This is a genomic window from Bradyrhizobium sp. CCBAU 53421 (assembly GCF_015291625.1).
GTDB lineage: Bacteria > Pseudomonadota > Alphaproteobacteria > Rhizobiales > Xanthobacteraceae > Bradyrhizobium.
In genome coordinates this window covers 4262667-4280479 of sequence record NZ_CP030047.1, presented here as the reverse complement: position 1 = coordinate 4280479, position 17813 = coordinate 4262667, and the positions used below count along the sequence as shown (strand labels likewise).

General features: G+C 60.8%; 17 protein-coding genes. 11 read left to right on the top strand and 6 right to left on the bottom strand.

Annotated features, from left to right (window positions below; translation table 11 throughout):
* On the top strand, positions 1-1416 hold the full coding sequence (gene pyk, locus XH92_RS20330) for a pyruvate kinase (RefSeq protein ID WP_194460770.1): 1416 nt from the start codon (positions 1-3) through the stop codon (positions 1414-1416).
* A gap of 107 nt (positions 1417-1523) precedes the next feature.
* Here pyk and XH92_RS20325 read toward each other — a convergent pair whose 3' ends face one another.
* The 3 genes from XH92_RS20325 to XH92_RS20315 form a co-directional block, all read right to left on the bottom strand.
* The gene (locus tag XH92_RS20325; RefSeq protein WP_194460769.1) at positions 1524-4247 is read right to left on the bottom strand and encodes a carboxypeptidase-like regulatory domain-containing protein; all 2724 of its coding nucleotides are present in this window, start codon (positions 4245-4247) and stop codon (positions 1524-1526) included.
* The gene (locus XH92_RS20320) at positions 4244-6382 is read right to left on the bottom strand and encodes a hypothetical protein (RefSeq protein ID WP_194460768.1); all 2139 of its coding nucleotides are present in this window, start codon (positions 6380-6382) and stop codon (positions 4244-4246) included. The genes XH92_RS20325 and XH92_RS20320 overlap by 4 nt, the downstream gene beginning before the upstream one ends.
* Positions 6383-6461: 79 nt before the next feature.
* Positions 6462-6902, bottom strand: coding sequence for a hypothetical protein (locus XH92_RS20315; RefSeq protein ID WP_194460767.1), 441 nt, complete (start codon positions 6900-6902; stop codon positions 6462-6464).
* A gap of 104 nt (positions 6903-7006) precedes the next feature.
* Between XH92_RS20315 and XH92_RS20310 the strand changes: the two genes are divergently transcribed.
* From XH92_RS20310 to XH92_RS20285, 6 genes are all read left to right on the top strand, one after another.
* Positions 7007-8077, top strand: coding sequence for a bifunctional 2-polyprenyl-6-hydroxyphenol methylase/3-demethylubiquinol 3-O-methyltransferase UbiG (locus XH92_RS20310; RefSeq protein ID WP_194460766.1), 1071 nt, complete (start codon positions 7007-7009; stop codon positions 8075-8077).
* Between the two features lie 27 nt (positions 8078-8104).
* Entirely contained in the window at positions 8105-9322 is a 1218-nt protein-coding gene (locus XH92_RS20305; RefSeq protein ID WP_194460765.1) for an MBOAT family protein, read from the top strand.
* 176 nt (positions 9323-9498) lie between these two features.
* Entirely contained in the window at positions 9499-10557 is a 1059-nt protein-coding gene (locus XH92_RS20300; protein ID WP_194460764.1) for a hypothetical protein, read from the top strand.
* 120 nt (positions 10558-10677) lie between these two features.
* Complete coding sequence (locus tag XH92_RS20295) at positions 10678-10923, top strand: acyl carrier protein (RefSeq protein ID WP_157345131.1); 246 nt, start codon at positions 10678-10680, stop codon at positions 10921-10923.
* Positions 10920-11348: a MaoC/PaaZ C-terminal domain-containing protein gene (locus tag XH92_RS20290; protein ID WP_194460763.1), complete on the top strand. Its 429-nt coding sequence runs from the start codon at positions 10920-10922 to the stop codon at positions 11346-11348. Before XH92_RS20295 ends, XH92_RS20290 begins: the two co-directional genes overlap by 4 nt.
* A gap of 21 nt (positions 11349-11369) precedes the next feature.
* On the top strand, positions 11370-13259 hold the full coding sequence (locus XH92_RS20285; RefSeq protein WP_194460762.1) for an HAD-IIIC family phosphatase: 1890 nt from the start codon (positions 11370-11372) through the stop codon (positions 13257-13259).
* 517 nt (positions 13260-13776) lie between these two features.
* Here the strand turns inward: XH92_RS20285 and XH92_RS20280 are convergent.
* The 3 genes from XH92_RS20280 to XH92_RS20270 all read right to left on the bottom strand — a co-directional run bounded on the left by XH92_RS20280 (position 13777) and on the right by XH92_RS20270 (position 15498).
* Positions 13777-13926, bottom strand: a complete 150-nt coding sequence (locus XH92_RS20280; RefSeq protein ID WP_194460761.1) for a hypothetical protein — start codon at positions 13924-13926, stop codon at positions 13777-13779.
* Between the two features lie 94 nt (positions 13927-14020).
* The gene (locus XH92_RS20275) at positions 14021-14803 is read right to left on the bottom strand and encodes an alpha/beta fold hydrolase (RefSeq protein ID WP_194460760.1); all 783 of its coding nucleotides are present in this window, start codon (positions 14801-14803) and stop codon (positions 14021-14023) included.
* Between the two features lie 86 nt (positions 14804-14889).
* Positions 14890-15498, bottom strand: coding sequence for a hypothetical protein (locus tag XH92_RS20270; protein ID WP_194460759.1), 609 nt, complete (start codon positions 15496-15498; stop codon positions 14890-14892).
* Between the two features lie 620 nt (positions 15499-16118).
* Between XH92_RS20270 and XH92_RS20265 the strand changes: the two genes are divergently transcribed.
* The 4 genes from XH92_RS20265 to XH92_RS20255 all read left to right on the top strand — a co-directional run bounded on the left by XH92_RS20265 (position 16119) and on the right by XH92_RS20255 (position 17705).
* The gene (locus XH92_RS20265; RefSeq protein WP_194460758.1) at positions 16119-16925 is read left to right on the top strand and encodes a hypothetical protein; all 807 of its coding nucleotides are present in this window, start codon (positions 16119-16121) and stop codon (positions 16923-16925) included.
* A gap of 91 nt (positions 16926-17016) precedes the next feature.
* Entirely contained in the window at positions 17017-17145 is a 129-nt protein-coding gene (locus tag XH92_RS43630; RefSeq protein ID WP_256437672.1) for a hypothetical protein, read from the top strand.
* A gap of 30 nt (positions 17146-17175) precedes the next feature.
* Complete coding sequence (locus XH92_RS43930) at positions 17176-17409, top strand: FAD-linked oxidase C-terminal domain-containing protein (protein ID WP_194461348.1); 234 nt, start codon at positions 17176-17178, stop codon at positions 17407-17409.
* Entirely contained in the window at positions 17334-17705 is a 372-nt protein-coding gene (locus XH92_RS20255; RefSeq protein WP_194460757.1) for a hypothetical protein, read from the top strand. The genes XH92_RS43930 and XH92_RS20255 overlap by 76 nt, the downstream gene beginning before the upstream one ends.
* The last annotated feature ends 108 nt before the right edge of the window (positions 17706-17813 follow it).

The window sequence follows — 17813 nt, the reverse complement described above, 5'->3', positions numbered from 1 at the left end:
ATGCGTCGTCATCGACGGGCCAAGATCGTCGCAACCGTCGGCCCCGCCAGCAGTTCCCCCGAGATGCTCAAGGCGTTGCTGCTGGCAGGCGTCGATACATTCCGCCTGAACTTCAGTCACGGAACCCAGAGCGACCACGCAAACGTCCATGCCGCGATCCGGAAGCTCGAACAGGAGGTCGGCCGTCCGATCGGCATTCTGATGGACCTCCAGGGTCCGAAGATCCGCGTCGGCAACGTGCGCGACGGAAAGATCACCGTGGCGGCCGGCGAGACCATCCGCTTCGTGCTGTCCGGATCGGATGGCGACAAGACCTCAATTCCGCTGCCGCATCGGGAAATCTTTGCGGCCGTGGCCCCAGGCCACGACCTTCTGATCGACGACGGCAGGGTCCGGGTTCGCGTCGCCGGGCTCGGTGACGATTTCATCGAAGCCAAGGTGATCGTCGGCGGCACCATCTCGAACCACAAGGGCGTCAACCTGCCGGGCACCGTGCTCGATCTCTCGCCGCTCACCACGAAGGATCGCCTCGATCTGGAGTTCGGCCTGAAGCTCGGCGTCGATTGGGTCGCCTTGTCGTTCGTGCAGAAGCCCTCCGACATCATCGAGGCGAGAGGCCTCGTCGGCGACCGCGCCGGTCTGATGGCCAAGATCGAGAAGCCGGCGGCGCTCGAGCGGATCGACGACATCATCCAGCTGTGCGACGCCATCATGGTTGCGCGGGGCGACCTCGGCGTCGAAATTCCGGATGAGGATGTGCCGGGACGCCAGAAGGAGCTGGTGCGGGCGTGCCGTCTCGCGGTGAAGCCCGTGATCGTCGCCACCCAAATGCTGGACTCCATGGTCGCCGCACCCACGCCGACCCGCGCGGAAGTGTCCGACATCGCGACTGCGATCTATGACGGCGCGGACGCTGTGATGCTGTCGGCGGAATCGGCGACGGGCCGCTATCCGCGCGAGGCCGTCGAGATGATGGACCGCATCATCCGCAGCACGGAGCAGCACAAGATGTACCGCTCGATCGTCGAGGCGACCCAGCCCGGCGAGGAGCAGACGCCGCCGCATGCCGTTGCAACCGCCGCCGCCGACCTCGCCTCCGTGATTCACGCCGCAGCCATCGTGGCCTACACGTCGAGCGGCACCACGGCCGCACGCGTCGCACGCAAGCGGCCGAGCCTGCCGATCCTCGCCATCACCCCAAGCCGCGAGGTGTCGCGCCGCCTGTGCCTGCTCTGGGGCGCGCACAGCGTGCTTTCCGACGATGTCGGGAGCTATGAGGAGATGGTCGAGCGCGCGACGGCTTTCGCGCATGCAGAGCAGTTTGCCTCAAGCCGCGACCTGCTGGTGGTCGTCGCCGGCATTCCCTTTGGGCAGGCGGGAAGCACCAATAACCTGCGCGTCGTGTCGCTCCCCTGACGGAGCCGTCGGCCGGGCGACCGCGAACCGTCTGCACGGCGACGAAGCGTTCAAGCGGGACGCTCGGGTATCGGCCGAGCCGATGCCCAAGCGCGTATCCGCGGTCATTACCGACCTTGCGCCAAAAGCTCCGGCGTCGCTTCGCAAGCTTGTTCGGGATCGGTGGCGGCCGTGAATGGCAACTGCGACGATCCGCGCGAGAATTGCAGGTTCTGCCCCAATTGAATGTCGAGCTCAGCCTCATCCTTGCCGATCTCGATGCGGCGCCCCTGCCTTGGGAAGCACTGCCGCGAGCCCAGTTGAGCCCGGATGCTCACGATTTTCCCATTCGGCTGACCAGGGAAGAAATAATACCCGTCCTGATCGGTCGCGGTAGTGGTGGTGTGTCCGGGCTCTGTCGCCGCTCGAACTTCCACTCCGGGCGCGGGAATCCAACCGTCCAGGGTGACGCGGCCCGCGATCAACTTGGTGCCATCCGGTGCCTGACCGTTTCCGGAGGGCCGCAAAGCCCTGAAATTTTGCACATCGAGCGTCGTGCCGGCGGGCGCGTTCGTCAGCGACACCCTCACCTCCTTGACCCTTCCGAGCGGAAGGCCGGGCCGACGCCAGTCGTCGCCCTGGTCGATGAATTTGGACCAGGACAACTGCGTCACATCGAGCGTGTGCGATACCCACTCATCGAGCCTCTTCAAACGCGGAACGGACCAGGTGCTGGATGACACGCGCCGATCAGGCGCCTGATCTTCCAGAATGGAAACCGTGCCGCCGTCCTGCATCAGCAGCTCGATCTTGAAACGGGATTCAAGACAGCCCGCGCTATCCTTGCTCGCACAGCGCTTGCGCACGGCAAGCTGCAGGTGGCTCGTGTTCCAGAGGTCGAGCCTCCAGGGCTTGATGACGACGCTTGCGCCGTCGGCTTGATCGGCTGCAAGACTGACGTGGGAATTGGCTTCCGATAGGTCGGTATATTGACCGGATATGGCCTCGACGCGTGCGCGGTCCTTCAAGGAAACCCGGCCGATGATCGGGGTCGGCACCTGATCGTCGACCAACGTGATCGACGCCCTGCCGGTTTCATCCGGCGGGTTGCGGGTAAATGATTGCGTCTCCTTGCCGCCGATCCTAACCGAGGCATGCTCGACGTCCGGAACGTACACTGTGAGCCCGTGTAGGTCGCGCGTGCCGGCGCGCAGATCGGGCCAGGTCGTTTGCGTGACCGGATCCGTCCACGGCGTGATCGAGACCGCGGACCCGTCAACGACCAGGTGAGAGGCGATGTTGGAATGCATTACCTGGTAGCGAACCCATGTGTTCGCCGGAGGTGACCAGATGCGCCGGCCAATACCGATCGAGCCATCGAAGTCATAGACGTAGTTGGCGAACCGCCGCATCCACTTCCGAACAGCCTGCGTCACCGGCTCCTCCGGCGAGGCCCGAAAATTTGGAGTCCCGTCCTCGGAGCCGAAATGGGTGTAAACTAGCGTCTTCACCTTCTTGCCGCGGTTGATCGACTGGAGGTCAGAGGCAATCAGCATTGCGAGAGCGTTGCCCTGGGACACGGTGCAACTCGGTCCGCAATAGAGCTCCTTCCTCTCGTCCTCGGGAATATCCGCGAGCGAGACTCGCGCCGACGCATCAAACTTGTCTTCGCTACCGGTGTCGAGTGGTGGCGGCAGCGCACGAGGTAAATTGTAGAGCTGCTGGTAGGTCGATGAGAGCGGTGGCAGCCCGCGCTGGACTTCAGGCCCGTCAGGAGGAGCAAATAAATCCTTCGCATCGGCCGGAAAATAGGACCAGACCGCGATCACACCAAGATTCCTCAAGAGGTCGGAATGGTAGGCATGGCTCTGCTTCTGGTCAGCAAGCGCGGCATGCGTATCGACGAGGGCGGGGTTATCGAACGCGACAAACTTCGCAACCTGTCCCGGAACGCCGAAGTCCTGAATGAGCGTGTTGCCGCCATGGGACGTCAGAATTGCAGGGCGAACGTTCCACGCTTCCAGCCACGGGATTTCGGACAGCACCGTGTACCGGCTGAAGTGATCACGCTCCACTCTGGTGAGGGAAGCGGCACACCCGGTCGCGCAGGAAGGTGCGATAAATTCAATCCGGTCGATCGACATCGGATCGACAGGCCGCGTCACGCTGTTGGACTGCAGCGGGACGATCACCTCGACGATCCAGCCGAGCGGCCCTACTTCAAACTGGATGTCTTGTCCGCGAGTGATACCTCCCGAACCAAAAATGCTCGATCTGCCTTTGCTATCGTGCAACATGATCGAAAGGTCGGCAGGCGGAGCCGCGGAGAAGTAGAATCTCACGTTGCGGCTTGGCTGAGGAGGCAGACCGACAGAAGACATACTCAAGCTCGATCGTGCCGCGGACAGGGAAAGCGGCGGCTGGATCTCCGTTCTAAAAGGTAACGGAGAGTCCTCGTGCCAGCTGTGAAAGTGATCGATGTTTCCGCGATGCCACTCTCGCAGAAGCAGGGCAAAAGTGGACTCTGAGCCGATGCCCGAAGGGGATCGATTCAACTGTCCCGGGCCGACAAAAAACGCCGAGATTCCCTCACTGCCTTGCGGCCAAAGCGAATCCGATATCGTCAAACCGAGCTCTTCATTGAAGAAGCGGTGAATGGCAGCGCCGTGCCAGGGACGAAGCGCGTCGGTATCTGCGGCAAAGCTGACGATATGTGAGAACGGGTACGGCAACACGCGAACCGGCGTATCCGGTTTCCCGCCATCAGCAAGGGCTGATGCCGGGCCGAGCGCACAGCACCCGAGCGCAACGAACAGGCGCAGAACAAACAGATAGGCGCCCGGCTTTTTCATCTCGACGTATCGGAAAGGATTTTGGCCAATGGCGCCGTCAGCTCCTGCGCAAGCCATTGATGTCCAAGTTTCGAGTAATGTCCGTCGTATTGAAACGTCAGCAACCTCGGCACTTCCCCGTATTTTTCGGAGAAATTGGGGTTCACGCAGGTGTATCCGTTCTTGGCGCAGTACTCGGTTACGTTTCTGACAAATCCCTTCGCGCCCGCGGCAACCTTGGTGCCGTCGGCCAAGGTCAGCGTGATCTCACAATTGTTCCGGCATTGTGCCTGATCAACTCCGGTATGGAATATGAAATTCTGACCAGGATGGTGCTTCTCGATATATGAGACGATTTCAGTCCAGTACCGGAATGCCTCCTTGCCGGCTTGCGGCATGACATCAAAGGGCACTGTCAACGTCGTGCCGAACGGAATTCCTTTGACATATTCCGGCAGCGTCGCCTTGGCGGTGAACACCGCAAAAACCGGTGAGGCGGTGCGGAACGTCAATGCACCGCTGGTATCATGGAGGAAATTCGGAAGCGGGCTGTTCTCCGGATCGAATCCCAATCCGTCGCGAAGCATTGTTGGGCTGACCTGGGAGACAAGTCCCGCAAGCATCGAGACCAAAGTCCCCTGAACACCGAATTTCGAGCTGTAGTCTCGAATTCTGGGAAAGTTCGTACCGATGTCGCCGTTGTCGGTCGCAGCGGAGATAACCTCGACACATCTATGCAAGGCTACGCCGAGACTTTCCTCGAGAAGGATATTGACCTTTTCGAAGGGGCGGACCTGAAGGGCAACCATGTCGCTGCCGCCCGTACTGGCAAGACGGACACAGTTGTCGGGATTGTCGAAGAACCGGTCGCGATCGACGTAACCCTGATTGTTCACGAATGTGGTCGAATCGTACTCCTGGACCGTGCCGGCGCCTGGCCAGTATTGCCGGCTATGCGGTTCGTAGAACGCGGCATACGGAGACGGCTTGCGGGCGCCTATGAATTTCGCGCGGGTTGAATCAGGGGCATGGCCATCCTCGTTGACGTAGATCGGACGCACGTCAACGACGAGATCGTTGCGATCGTAGGACGGAACAAACCATCGACCGAGTGTTGTGGAATGCTCGAACTCTTCGCGTCTCAGACGAAGGGATACCGGCTTCGTCGGATCCACCGCGGTGAAGGCGAAGGTACCGTCCGCCGCGAGCACACCCTTTTTCGCATTGCCGGATTCCTCCAGCAATTCGATCGACGTGTTCGGCGCAATGGCGCCCCCGACCACCCTGCCCGCCAACGTGACGCCGTTGCTGGTTGGCGGCGCCGCCGGCCGGACGAGCGCGAGCGTCTGGAAACGCATTGTCGTTCCGGCCGCACCGTCGACCTTCACGAACCATTGCGAGATTGCCTTCGCCTGACCGTTTCTCAGGTTCAGGAGCAGGCTAGGAGGCAGCGGGACGGTCACCTGGCTCCCGGCAAGCTTGATGTCTCCGACCACCTGCGCGTTGTTGGCACGCATGACGATGTCGTCGGGGAGGACCGGCGGAAGCAGACCTGCGGGCTCCGTGCTCTTGGCGGGCAGATCAAGTGTCCAGGCGAGCGACTGTCCGTCATTGAGGACAAATCCGACTGTCAGCTTGCCTGTCGTCGGAGGGGCCGCGAACTTTATTTGTAGATGGGTGGCGTCCCTCGCCGGCGTGAAGTCGGGTGACCAGATCAGCCACGCCTGTCCATGAGTGATCTCGAAATCCGCTTCGGTGACGCTGATTGGGCCGGAGCGCCTTTCGCGGAAACTTCCGCCATAGATCTCGAAGAGCCCGTTCTTGCGATAGGGCCCCACGGCATCGAGCATCGCAACAACCGGTGCGCCCCGCCCGCGATACTCACTCGCGTCCGGGACACGGTCGACCAGCGTGCCTCCGGCGCCAGCCAGCAACGACTCCAGCGTCGCGACGCGCGCGGACAATTGGTGAAGCTCAATCTCCGCTTTCTTGTCGAAGGCCGATGGCGCTGGAGCAGGCGATGGCGCCGGAGGAGGAGGAGGAAGCTCCGGCTTCGGCGGGTTGCGTTCAGCCAACATCCGATCAATCCGCTGATTGATGTATCGGCGCGTTTTCTCGACCGTTGCCGCTATGCCGCCGCAAATCGCGACGACCAAGATGATACCGGCAGCCGTCCTTCTAAGTTTCGAACTCGTCATGTTGAGCAGGCGATGTCACCAGGAAAAGGCTGAAGCCTTATGGGCCAAAAGAGAGCTTGTCTTCGGTTAGCACGACCTCGTCGCCCTTTTTCTCGAAAGCGATGGTGCCATACCGCTTCATGCCGTCGAACTTGGCGCGGTTGTACTCATCCATGCTTTCGACCGAGATCAAATAGACCACGACTTTTGGGCTCGAGCTGAACTCAGGTTGCGCGAGATAGTCTTTGGCGTAGCGGGCAGCGGTAGCCCTGATGAGATCCGGAGCCCCTGCGCCGGATTTCTGCAGGTCGACGAGGTTAGGTTTCAAGTCCAGCACGAGGATGAGGTAGGTGTCCTTGGCTGCTGCGACCCGATGTTCCTTCTCTACCACAAGTGGCAGAGCGGCCGCGAAGGCAGACGAAATTCCTGCCAACAAGAACGTCCCCATGATGACGGCCTGGCGTAGCAGACCAAATGCGCTAGGGAAGCGGCTTTTCATGTTCCGGCCCTTGACTTTGCGGCTATCTGGCCGAGCTTTTTGGCTCCGTCAAGCTATCAATTGGCTGACGCCTCCGCCCTGCCTCACCGGGACGCCCTCCGGCCTTGTTGTCGAGAACAATTATCGCCGTTCAAGGGCTTGCACGGATAAGCCCGGCTATGTCAGAAGGGCGATATTTTCAACCAAAGGGTGGTCAGGTGACTGGTTCCACGGACATCGTGCGGCGGTCGAGGATCGCAGAGATCGATATTGCTGCGTACCCCTATCTTTCAGCACTGGTCGAGCGACAGATTGCCGCGTGGCCCCAGCACGAGGCCACCTTGGCGACCAGCCTCGGCAACAGGTCGCTGGAGGTCATGCGCGACACCGAGGCATCGTCGCAGCTCGTCACCAAGATCGCGCTCCATCACTTCGGGACCATCGACAAGATTTGCCACGACTACCGGTACTTCTGCGAGAACATGATCCTGGAAGCCGAGTTGTTCTTCCGGCGCCATGGACGCTATGAGCGCTCCAAATTCAGCGAGGCCGTTCGCGACGTCTACTCGAAGCCCGACGTCATGGAAAAATACATGAACGGGCTGCTGCTGTCGGGCGTGTTCTGGCACAACCACGCCTGCGCGCTGACCTTCTACCGGAGCCAGTACCTGCCGATGCTCCCGGAAGGATACCGTCATCTCGAGGTAGGGCCCGGCCATGGCGCCCTGCTCTATCTGACGGCAACGGATCCTCGGTCTGGCTCGATCGTCGGGTGGGACGTCAGCGAAGGCGCCATCGCGGCCACGCGGCGCACGCTGGAAGTGATCGGCGTCAGTGACGAGATCGAGCTGGTCCGGCAGGACATGTTCGACGCGCCCGATCAACGCGACAGCTTCGACAGCATCGTCGTGAGCGAGTTGCTCGAGCATCTCGAGGACCCGCTCAAGGCCCTGCGGTCCCTGATCCGCTATCTGAAGCCCGGCGGAAGGATCCTGGTCAATATGCCCGCCAACAGCCCTGCTCCCGATCACCTCTACCTGATCGACAAGCCGTCGGAGATGATCGACCTCATGACATCGGCGGGTTTCGAGATCGAGAAGAACGAACTATTCCCGATGACGGGGTATCGCCTGGAGCGCTGCCTGAAAGACCGCCTGACGATCAATTGCGTGGCTGTCGGACGGCGGCCCGTTTAGGGACTCGTTGCGTCGAGAAGGGATGCCATGCTTTTCCAATCTGCGGCCGCCGTCGTAGGCGGGCCTTCCCTGAACAGCTTCGAGTTTCTGTATATCTCGGCGGCCGCCATCATTATCTGCTGCGCCGTCAATCTGCAGATGGCGCGCAATGTCGCCCTGCTGCTCCTGAGCTTCGCATTCTTCATCAGCTTCGGATTCGATCCGGCGTCGATCATCGTGCTGGCCGGCTTCCTTGCCGCCTCATACGGGATCGGCCTGTTTCGCAAGCAGCGCGGCGCGCGCTTCACCATGGAAGCGCAGCTCCTCGTCGTGGCGCTGCTCTGGATCTTTCTGTTTCTGGCGCGAGACCCTCGACTGCTGGGAGGGGCCAACCCGTTCCACTACATGCCGGTCCACATCATCGGCATCTCCTACATGGTGTTCCGTTGCGTGAGCTACCTGATGGAGGTGGAATTCATCGAAAGGCCGAGCTTCCTTCGGTTCTGCACCTACGTCCTGTTCTTCCCCGCGTTGCTGGCCGGCCCGATCGAGCGCTATCGGAGCTTCGAGCAGCAGCTGGCATCTCCGACCTTCGATTCCAAGGCAGTCATCCCTGCCCTTCATCGCATCGCCAACGGGATGATCAAGAAGTTCGTCCTCGCCGACAATCTCTCGGCGTTCGGAATCTTCTCGTTCGACAATGCCGCGCAAATGTCGGGGCCGATGCTGTGGGTCGGGGCCCTCGCTCAGCTTGGCCTCATCTATCTCGATTTCAGCGGCTATTGCGACATCGTGATCGGCACAGCCTCGCTGATGGGCTTCCGGCTGATTGAAAACTTCAATCGGCCGTTCGATTCAACGACGATCCAGGAATTCTGGAATCGGTGGCATATCTCGCTCAGCACGCTGGTCAGGGACTACGTCTTCACGCCGCTCAACTTCATTGTCATCAAGAAGGCGCCGCGCAGTATTCAGTTTGCCATGATATCGGCGGTGTACTTCCTCTCGATGATCCTGATCGCGCTTTGGCATGGGGTGACGTGGGGCTTTCTGGCGTTCGGCACGGTTCACGGCGGAGCCCTGGTTGCGAGCCAGCTCGTCCGCAAATATGTCGGCGTCAAGAAGGGGCCGGTCGCCACCGGGGCTTCGATCTATCTCCGCCGCTTTCTCGTTTACGCATTCGTCTCGACAACGCTGATCCTTTGGCTCAAATCCTACTCGGAATGGGGCGCGATCTACGGCAAGATGCTGGGGCTGTATCCATGACATTGGGACGCGACGACATTCTCAAGATCGTGTGGCTGGCCGCGAAGATCGCCATCATCGTGCTGCTGTCGAACACCGGCCAGGCGCTGTTCGTTTACCAGAATTTCTGAACGCTGATGGTTGAGGCTCCAAAAACAAAGGGATACCGAGGCAGCGACGTCCTCTCGCGTTTGGGCGTGACGGTTGCCGCGCTGATCGCGATACTGGCCTGCCTGGATGTGGTCTTGCGAATGGCCGCCCCGGCCAGCGGCATCTTTCAGACAACGATCGACGTCCAGTCGCCGGCAGCTCTTTATGCCAAGCTCGAGGAGTTTCGGAAGTTCGACGGAGTGAAGGTTGCCGTTCTGGGCGACTCCCTGATCTTCGGCCGGGCCATGCGGGACAAAGGCGATACCGCCTGGCAGGCGCACACCTTGTCGCGCCAGTTGCAGAATTGGCTTGCCGAGAAGCATCCCGGTCAAAAGGTGCTCGTCGCCAACTTCGGCATGAACGGAACGCTTCCGACCGATCTTGAGAACCTTGTGCGCATCGTGCTGCCCTCGAAGCCGGATGCCATCGTGTTCGATCTGAGCCTGCGGTCTTTCTCCCGGGATTTCGATCGTGAAGGCGAAACCAGGACCCGTCTCTGGTTGGACACTCTGTCGGTGGATTCCAACGGTACCTATTCCACCGGCAAGGGCGCTGGCGGAATTGCGGGATGGAGCCACGACGCCCTCGTCAACTGGTGGTTTCTGTACCGGTCCCGCGACTTTCTCCAGGCGCTGTGGTTCGACGGCAGTCCCTTCAACTTCCTGGCGGGCCTGCGCGATGCAGCGGACAAGCGGCTGCAACGCTCGACTGGCGCAACCGGCGACGACCTTGGCGATGTCGTGCTCCTGATGCGCGCACGCGCGCGGTACGAGAAGATCGATCTGGCTCCCGATAACCCGCAGCGACAAGCCCTGGATCGGATCCTGCGCCGCGTCTCGGAGGCAAAGCAGCCCACGCTGATCTTCTACGCGACCGAGAACCCCAAGGTATTGCCCGACCTGCTTCCGCAGCAGAAGTTTGCCGAGCTGCAGGCTCAACTCGTGCAAATCATCTCACCACAGCCTCCGGACCGAGTTTACGTTGGGCCGCTCGCCACCCTTCCGGCGTCCGAATTCCTCGATCACGTCCATCTCGACAAGGCCGGTTACGCCCAACTGAGCGCGGAACTTGGCCCGCGCCTGGACGCCATGCTGGGCAGGCGGTGAAGGAGCCTTGTGAATGCCGGTGCCATCTGCTAGTTCTCGCGCCGAAAAGGCGGATTTTTCGGGGCTTGCTTGGCAATTTCGACGCCGCCGCCGACTCACCCAAATCATGGGACGATAGTGATGACTGACGAGGAAATTTATTCCCGCCTCACGCCGATTTTCCGGGACGTCTTCGACGACGACACGCTAACGCCCCATCCGGAAATGACCGCGGCAGAAGTGCCGGCGTGGGACAGCCTCAGCAATATCCGGCTGGTCGTCGCTGTCGAGGTGGAGTTCAAGATCCAGTTCTCGACTGGCGAAGTTGCCGCCCTGAAGAACGTCGGAGAGTTCGTCAACGTCATTCGTCAGCGAGCTGCGCGTTGAGCGAAAAGCCACGAGTGCTGGCATGGAACGAGCTTAAGGAAGGCATGACCGTCTCGATTCCGTTCCGGATCGGTCAGAGCGAGATGGATACCTTCCGAGAGCTGTCGGGAGATTCGAGCCGCATTCATATCGATTCCGAATTCGCGCGGAGCCGCGGATTCTCGGGCCCCGTGGTGTACGGCGCGCTCACGGTCGCTAGACTTTCGCATCTGGTCGGAATGCACTTGCCGGGTGACCTCGGGCTAGCCACGAGCTGGCGGATCGACTTCAATCAGCCGCTGTACATTGACGAGGAAGCGACTTTCAACGGCGAGCTAACGCACGTGTCGCATTCCACCCATACCGTCAGCCTGAAGTTTCGGGTTTACGCGGGTGAGAAGTTGATCGCGAGCGGCACCGCCGGATCCAAACTGCTAGATCAATGACACCATCCCGGGGTCGACGCCATGACGTTTCAGCTTCAAGAACTGCCTTGGTTAGAGACGCCGCCGGCGGACTTCAAGTCGCTATGCAGCGCGCTTGACGCCTCCGACGATCCGAGCGGCGCCGATATCGTCGCGCTCGCCGCCAAGTGCCTCAACACCGATCAGCTCACCCGCCTTTCGAAGAGCATAGAGCGCGCGCGAACCAAGAAGAAGGCGCTCTCGCCGCTTCGCGAGTTTCATCTTGGATTGCTGGGCAATGGTACGACCTGCCTGTTCGCCCCTGCCCTCGCCGCAGGCGCCGCGCGCCACGGCGTCTTGCTGCGCGTGACTCAGGCTGATTACGATCAGGTTGTGCAGGAAGCGCTCGACCCATCCTCCGCGATCAATTCCTCCAAGCCCGACGCCGTTCTGCTGGCGCTGGATTTCCACGGATTTCCCCTCAACAGCGGCGGCAACGCCCCGTCGGACCAGTCCGCCCTCGACTATTTGGGCATGATACGTGAGGGTCTCGAGCGCGGCGCCGGCGTGCCGGTGATTTTTCAGACCGTTGCCTGCCCTCCGCAACCGCTGTTCGGAAGCATGGACGCGCAAGTGTCCATGTCGATGCGCCGCCAGATTCAGGACTTCAACGACGGGCTTCGCGAGCTCGCCGCGAAGCGGGGTGACTACATACTCGATGTCGCCGCCCTGGCGGAATCGATCGGAACCCAGAACTGGCACAATCCCGTCCAATGGAATCTCTACAAGTTGCCGTTCGCGCAAACGATGGTACCGATCTACGTTGAGTATGTTGGACGCCTCCTTGGCGCGATCCGCGGCAACGCCCGCAAATGCCTCGTGCTCGACCTCGATAACACGGTCTGGGGCGGCACGATCGGCGACGATGGACTGGAAGGCATCGTTCTCGGACAGGGCGATGGGGTAGGAGAAGCCTTCTCCGAAATCCAGCGAACGGCGCTTCAGCTGCGCGATCGCGGTGTGATCCTGGCGGTGTCCTCGAAGAACACGGATGAGGTCGCGCGACAGCCCTTCCTGGAACACCCCGAGATGTTGCTGAAGCTGGACCACATTGCCGTCTTTCAGGCCAACTGGAGCGACAAGGCGACCAACATCGAGGCGATCGCCAAGACGCTGAATATTGGTCTGGATTCCCTGGTGCTGCTCGACGACAATCCCGCCGAGCGAAGTCAGGTGCGAAAGGCGTTGCCGATGGTGGCCGTGCCCGAACTTCCCGCCGATCCTTCGCTTTACGCGCGCACGCTGTTGAACGCGGGCTATTTCGAAGCCGTCACGTTCTCCGAGGAGGATCGTCAGCGCGGCGCCCAATATCAGGCGAATGCCCAGCGCGCGGAGCTGTCGGCCAAGTCTCGCGACATGGATGAATTTCTGGCGTCGCTCGGCATGACGATCGAATTCCACGCGTTCGATGCCGTCAATCTCGGGCGGATCGCACAGCTCATCAACAAGACCAATCAATTCAACCTGACGACGCGTCGCTACACGCATTCCGAAGTCGAGACGATGTCGCGTTCGCCGGATTGCCTGACTTTCCAGATCAGGCTTCGCGACCGCTTTGGCGACAACGGAGTTATCGGCGTCGTCATTGCGCGAAAGAAGGACACGGCTTACGACATCGACACCTGGTTGATGAGCTGCCGGGTCCTCGGCCGACGGGTCGAGGAAGCCATCGTTGCCGAGCTCGTCCGCCATTGCCGCTTGAACGGTGTCGATACGCTGGAGGGCAGCTACCTCCCCACCGCCAAGAACGGATTGGTGCGCGACCTGTACAAGAGGCTTGGATTTGCGTCGGCCGGCGGCACGGACGACCACCACATCTGGAAGCTGAACATCGCCGAATACAACGTCCCCCCCTTGCCGTTCGAGGTTATTCGCGACGCCGAGAATGCCTGAGATTCGGCGTTTCACGCCGGCTCAGTGACTTGGGTGTCGGGAGCACCAAACCGTCGCCCGTCCAGCCGCTCGAGATCTTCCGGGCTCGTCGCGCCGGACGTCCGGTGCTCAGGGCATGGCGCCAAACCAGATCACGAGTGCGAACATCACCAACAAGGCGACGGTGATGATCGCTTCGCTCGTGGGTATTCGCTTCATGGGCCGCCTCCGCGCGCGGGAGCGGGATGCTGCGACGGGGCGGTGGTTCAGATCAGCACAACACCGCCCGCTTAAAATGCTTGCGGACGGCGTCGGCTCTAGCCCCAGGAAGGAAATGCAAAATCCCGGTAGCCACTAGGTCTACACATCCGGGCAGAAGGTTCACGTGACGATTGGCATACTCCAAAGGGTGTAGGGATCGCCGACCGCAAAGGACGCCGTCGACCCCCATCCTTGGCACCCTCGGCCGCATGACGATCTCACCCGGCCACGGGTCACACGGCGTGGTGCCGGCAGCCCCTGTCGTTCAACACCGCCCTTAGCGCCAGGATCCGTCCGGCCCAAGGGGCAGAGTCGGATGGTCGCGGTTGTTCTTGTCGGGCTTGACCTTGAACCCCTGTCGAAACGCGAACCAGATAAAGCCGCCCAGTGCGGCCACACAGATCGGCGCGAGAATCCAGTCGGGCATGGCGTGGTCCTCCAGTCTACCGACTGATTAGTCGCCGCTAGCCTCGGCCGAGTTCAATACGGGTGCCGCACGCCGTTGCAGCGCGCCCCGCCCCTCAACCACTGGCATTTCTGATGAAACCCTGGATGCGCGGCAAGACGTTATCGATGTCGCTCATTTCCAATTCATGTGTCAGTCCGTCGATCGTGCATAACAACACCTTGGAGTTCGCCAAGGCAGCCTCGATGCTCCGGGCGCCTTCCAGTGCAACCGGATTTTCCCCGCCGACGATCCAAAGCGTTGGACAGAGCAGTTGCGCCGGAACGATTTCGCCCCAGTCGAGGATGGCGGTAAGCCACGGAACTTCGTGCTGCGCACGGGCGCTCTGAAGATAGGCGCGCTCGGGGGGAGTAAGCGACTCCAGATCGAGTATCCCCTCGTTTTGGGCGCGCAGGATCGGTATCCAGCGATCCCGAACACCCGTCACGGTGCGGCGGAAGTCGCCGGAAGCGCCGGGACCAAACGGCACACCGACCATGACGAACCGCGTGACGCGCTCCGATCTGGCAGCAAGATAGCGGCCGGTATTTGCTCCGAACGAGTACCCCCAGAGCGCGAATCGTTCGATACCCGCGTGATCGGCAACGGACAGGATGTCTTGGCAGTGGCGGTCGATGCCGTATGCCTCAACGCTGGTCGGCTTGTCGCTTTCACCGTGACCTCGAAGGTCGATAGTCACGACGGTGAAGTCCGAACCCAGCCTATCCACGTAGCCGGCATCACGCCATGTTTGACGAGACTGAGCCCCACCGTGCAAAAGCACCATAACTGGACCTGAGCCGGTCATTTCATAGGCAATGCGCGTTCCGTCGTCCGACGTAGCGAAATGTGCAGACATGTTTCTTTGTTTCTTTGAGATATGGTTGATATCGGGCCGAGCGCGCAGGCGTCTCAAGCGGTGTGGCGGCAGCCGTCTGGCTCAGGTCAAAGATTGCGCGCTGTCGGCGTACGACCAATCGGCAAACGACCACGGGTCGCCGCAAGGCGGGCCGCGCAAAGAGCGCGCCAGGCGTGGGTGCCATAACTTGCGACCAGATCGTTCCCCGTCTCCTTCCAGAGCGATGACGCGGGATCCAGCCCTAGCATTCGCACGAAATTATCGTCGCCAACGACGACCTGCCTTGCGAACGGGAATAGAAAACGCTCGCCACCTTGTCGGCAGAAAGCGCGGGCGTCAGCATAGGTTGAAAACCAGCTGTTGAGCTGGAATTGACAACGTAGATCGTACCAGAGGCCGCCCTGGTCGTCGGATAGTTGGGCCCGTCCCTCGAGCACACGGCGAGCGTGCGCCCAATCCTGAAATCCAAGTTCCGTGGAAACGATATTGAGGGCGTGCGCGAGCTTCCAGGATACCGGCAAAGCCCAACGTCGCTTCCTGGAGATCCAGCGCGCATAGAAGATCGCATCTGGCACCTGATTGACCAAATCATTCAGGCGAAGGCGCGCGCGGATCTTGACTTCGCGCAGCAGCGCGCCAGCGGCGACCTGAGACGACGCAAGCGCAATATCTTTTGATGGAGATGATAGAGACACAACAACCCTCCGTAGAGACTTCGGCCTTCCCGCTGTGGCCGAACAAAGGGTCGAGTGATTGTCGCAACCCCGATGCGATTCGAAGCAACGGGAAACGAACTACTGAAGGGTGAGAGCCTCTTGCGCGGGAAGGCGCCCCTTCGGCACCTTCGTAAGCTGTAAAGCCGATTTGGGAGCAGCGCAAGTAGCCGAGAGCCCGCGGCTTCGCTGCTACTGCGGGACGAACTGCGCGTCACGGGACCGAGGTACGGCTGCGTATTGGAGCGGGTGAAGGGAATCGAACCCTCGTATTCAGCTTGGAAGGGGTTCGTTGGCTGAATACTTTCAATGCCTGTTCGGACAAAACGACGGTAACCGCCGCACTGAGTCGTAACGACAAATCGCGGTTGTCCGAACGATGAGTGTCCTCCCCCTCCCCACCGAATCGCGTCGTCGAACTGCGCGCCGCGCTCGACAACTTTCACAAATTCGGTAAATCTGAAATGAGCCCATTCCGCTGTGAAGGGAAGATGACCATCTAAAAACGGAAAACCCTCGCCTGCGAAGCGAGGGTTTCCGAAGGGTGTCGTGTGAAGCGGTCACCAGCCGCATCCGTCGACAGCGATAGGAGCGCTGAAGACATGGCACGATGTATGCGCGCCAGCGCCGAGCGTCAAGAAGACGAAGCCGCACGCCTCGATAAAATCAACGAGACCTTCGCCGACGCCGCGCGCGAGGACGCCGAGCGCGAGTCACACGCCGACCATGCTGCGCTTGATGCCAGGCTGGCGCGCATTGTTCAGGGCACTGGCGTCAAGCGCGTCAACCCGCACGACAAGGCGGCGGTGGCCGCCGCTCATGCGTGGATATCCAAGCGATACGAAGACGTCCTCGAGCCGAGGATTCAGCCTTCGCGCGCCATCGGCGTAATTCGCCTCCGGGAATTTGAAGCCTACCTGTTCCACCGCTATGGCCGTGCGCTGCCCGACGATGACGCGGGCCGGCACGATCTCACCATCTTGCTGAACTGTATCGCTCTCGTCGGCGAAGTCGGGAGTACCTTTTACCGTGCACGTGCCTCCGCCAACATCTGGGCGCCCCGGACGGACCGCCGCGAGCTGGCAGAGCTGATCGCGTTCATAATGAAGCGGCCCCGCCGCTACAGCGCCAAGAAGCTGGGCGAACTAACCGGTCTCACCGAGGAAGAGCACACCTTGCTCGGTATCACATCGTTCTGGCCACACACATGGAACGAGGCTGACGTCCGCGACGGTCAGAAGCAGCGCCGGAAGGACAACGATCGCGAGCGCAAGACCACCGAGCGGCGCAGGAATGGCGTCGTCGACCGCACGGAATGGCTGGCGGGCAATTCCAAGAGTCGAGCGGAACCGTGGAATGCACTCGGCATGAGCCGAGCTACCTACTACCGGAAGCTCCAAGGCCGGTGACCTTCCCGGTGACCTTCCCAATGAGACAGGTCTGTCGGCTCTATTAGAGAAAGATTCTTATAGAGCGGACACACCAGTCTCACGCCCGATCGTGGTGCAGGCCATCGCGCCGATCGAGACCATCGATCTCGACGGCATCGACATGGCGAAGTTCGGCGTCATCGCGTTCCGTGTGATTTCTGGAGACCGTGTCATTCGCGAGTGGCGATCACGCGGATAGTCATCTGCCCGCGCGCAAGCTGGCTGCCATATCGGTCGTCGTGGGATTGATTACCGAGGGAACCGCACTCCCACAGAAGAAGTACGACAGCGGCGCGAGCGACAACGAAATCAAGATCGGCAATACCGGCGGTCCATCAAAGCCGCGCTCGATCCGAAGGGATTGATGAACCCCGGCAAGATAGCGCGGTGCCCAACAGCCAGCCATTGCCGCGGTCGAAGAAGTACACGATCGATCAGCCCACGACAGCCATCCGCGAGCTGAAGACTCCCACCCCGCTATCTGATCAGCTGCCCCTGCCTGCCGATCAGGCGAGCACGCGAGACCAGTGGCTAGGCTGGCTCGATGAATATCTCGGTCCGGGCTATTACAATCGGCAAACGCTCATCGATGATGCGCGCCACGTCTATCAGCACTTGAACAACGGCCGAATGATGGTTTGGCTCAACGAGGCCGCGGGCGAAGATCCTCGCATCATTGAAGCTGCGATCATTGCGATGGATAGCGGCGAGCCCGCCCAGAGGGAGGCAATGTACGCTCGGCGCGTTCTGCCCTGGTAGAGCGCAGCGAAACTGCTTTTTCAGCGAAAGTCATGAGTCCCGGCTCCCGGTAAACCACGGATGTGGCGGAGGGGTTACAAACGTCAAAAACAGGCCACCAACGGGGGA

Excerpts from the sequence above, each read along its gene's own strand:
- XH92_RS20295 (WP_157345131.1), top strand. The coding sequence starts at position 10,678 with ATGACTGACGAGGAAATTTATTCCCGCCTCACGCCGATTTTCCGGGAC.
- XH92_RS20285 (WP_194460762.1), top strand. The coding sequence starts at position 11,370 with ATGACGTTTCAGCTTCAAGAACTGCCTTGGTTAGAGACGCCGCCGGCG.
- XH92_RS20305 (WP_194460765.1), top strand. The coding sequence starts at position 8,105 with ATGCTTTTCCAATCTGCGGCCGCCGTCGTAGGCGGGCCTTCCCTGAAC.
- XH92_RS20325 (WP_194460769.1), bottom strand. The coding sequence starts at position 4,247 with ATGAAAAAGCCGGGCGCCTATCTGTTTGTTCTGCGCCTGTTCGTTGCG.
- XH92_RS20265 (WP_194460758.1), top strand. The coding sequence starts at position 16,119 with ATGGCACGATGTATGCGCGCCAGCGCCGAGCGTCAAGAAGACGAAGCC.
- XH92_RS20275 (WP_194460760.1), bottom strand. The coding sequence starts at position 14,803 with ATGTCTGCACATTTCGCTACGTCGGACGACGGAACGCGCATTGCCTAT.
- XH92_RS20315 (WP_194460767.1), bottom strand. The coding sequence starts at position 6,902 with ATGAAAAGCCGCTTCCCTAGCGCATTTGGTCTGCTACGCCAGGCCGTC.
- XH92_RS20280 (WP_194460761.1), bottom strand. The coding sequence starts at position 13,926 with ATGCCCGACTGGATTCTCGCGCCGATCTGTGTGGCCGCACTGGGCGGC.
- pyk (WP_194460770.1), top strand. The coding sequence starts at position 1 with ATGCGTCGTCATCGACGGGCCAAGATCGTCGCAACCGTCGGCCCCGCC.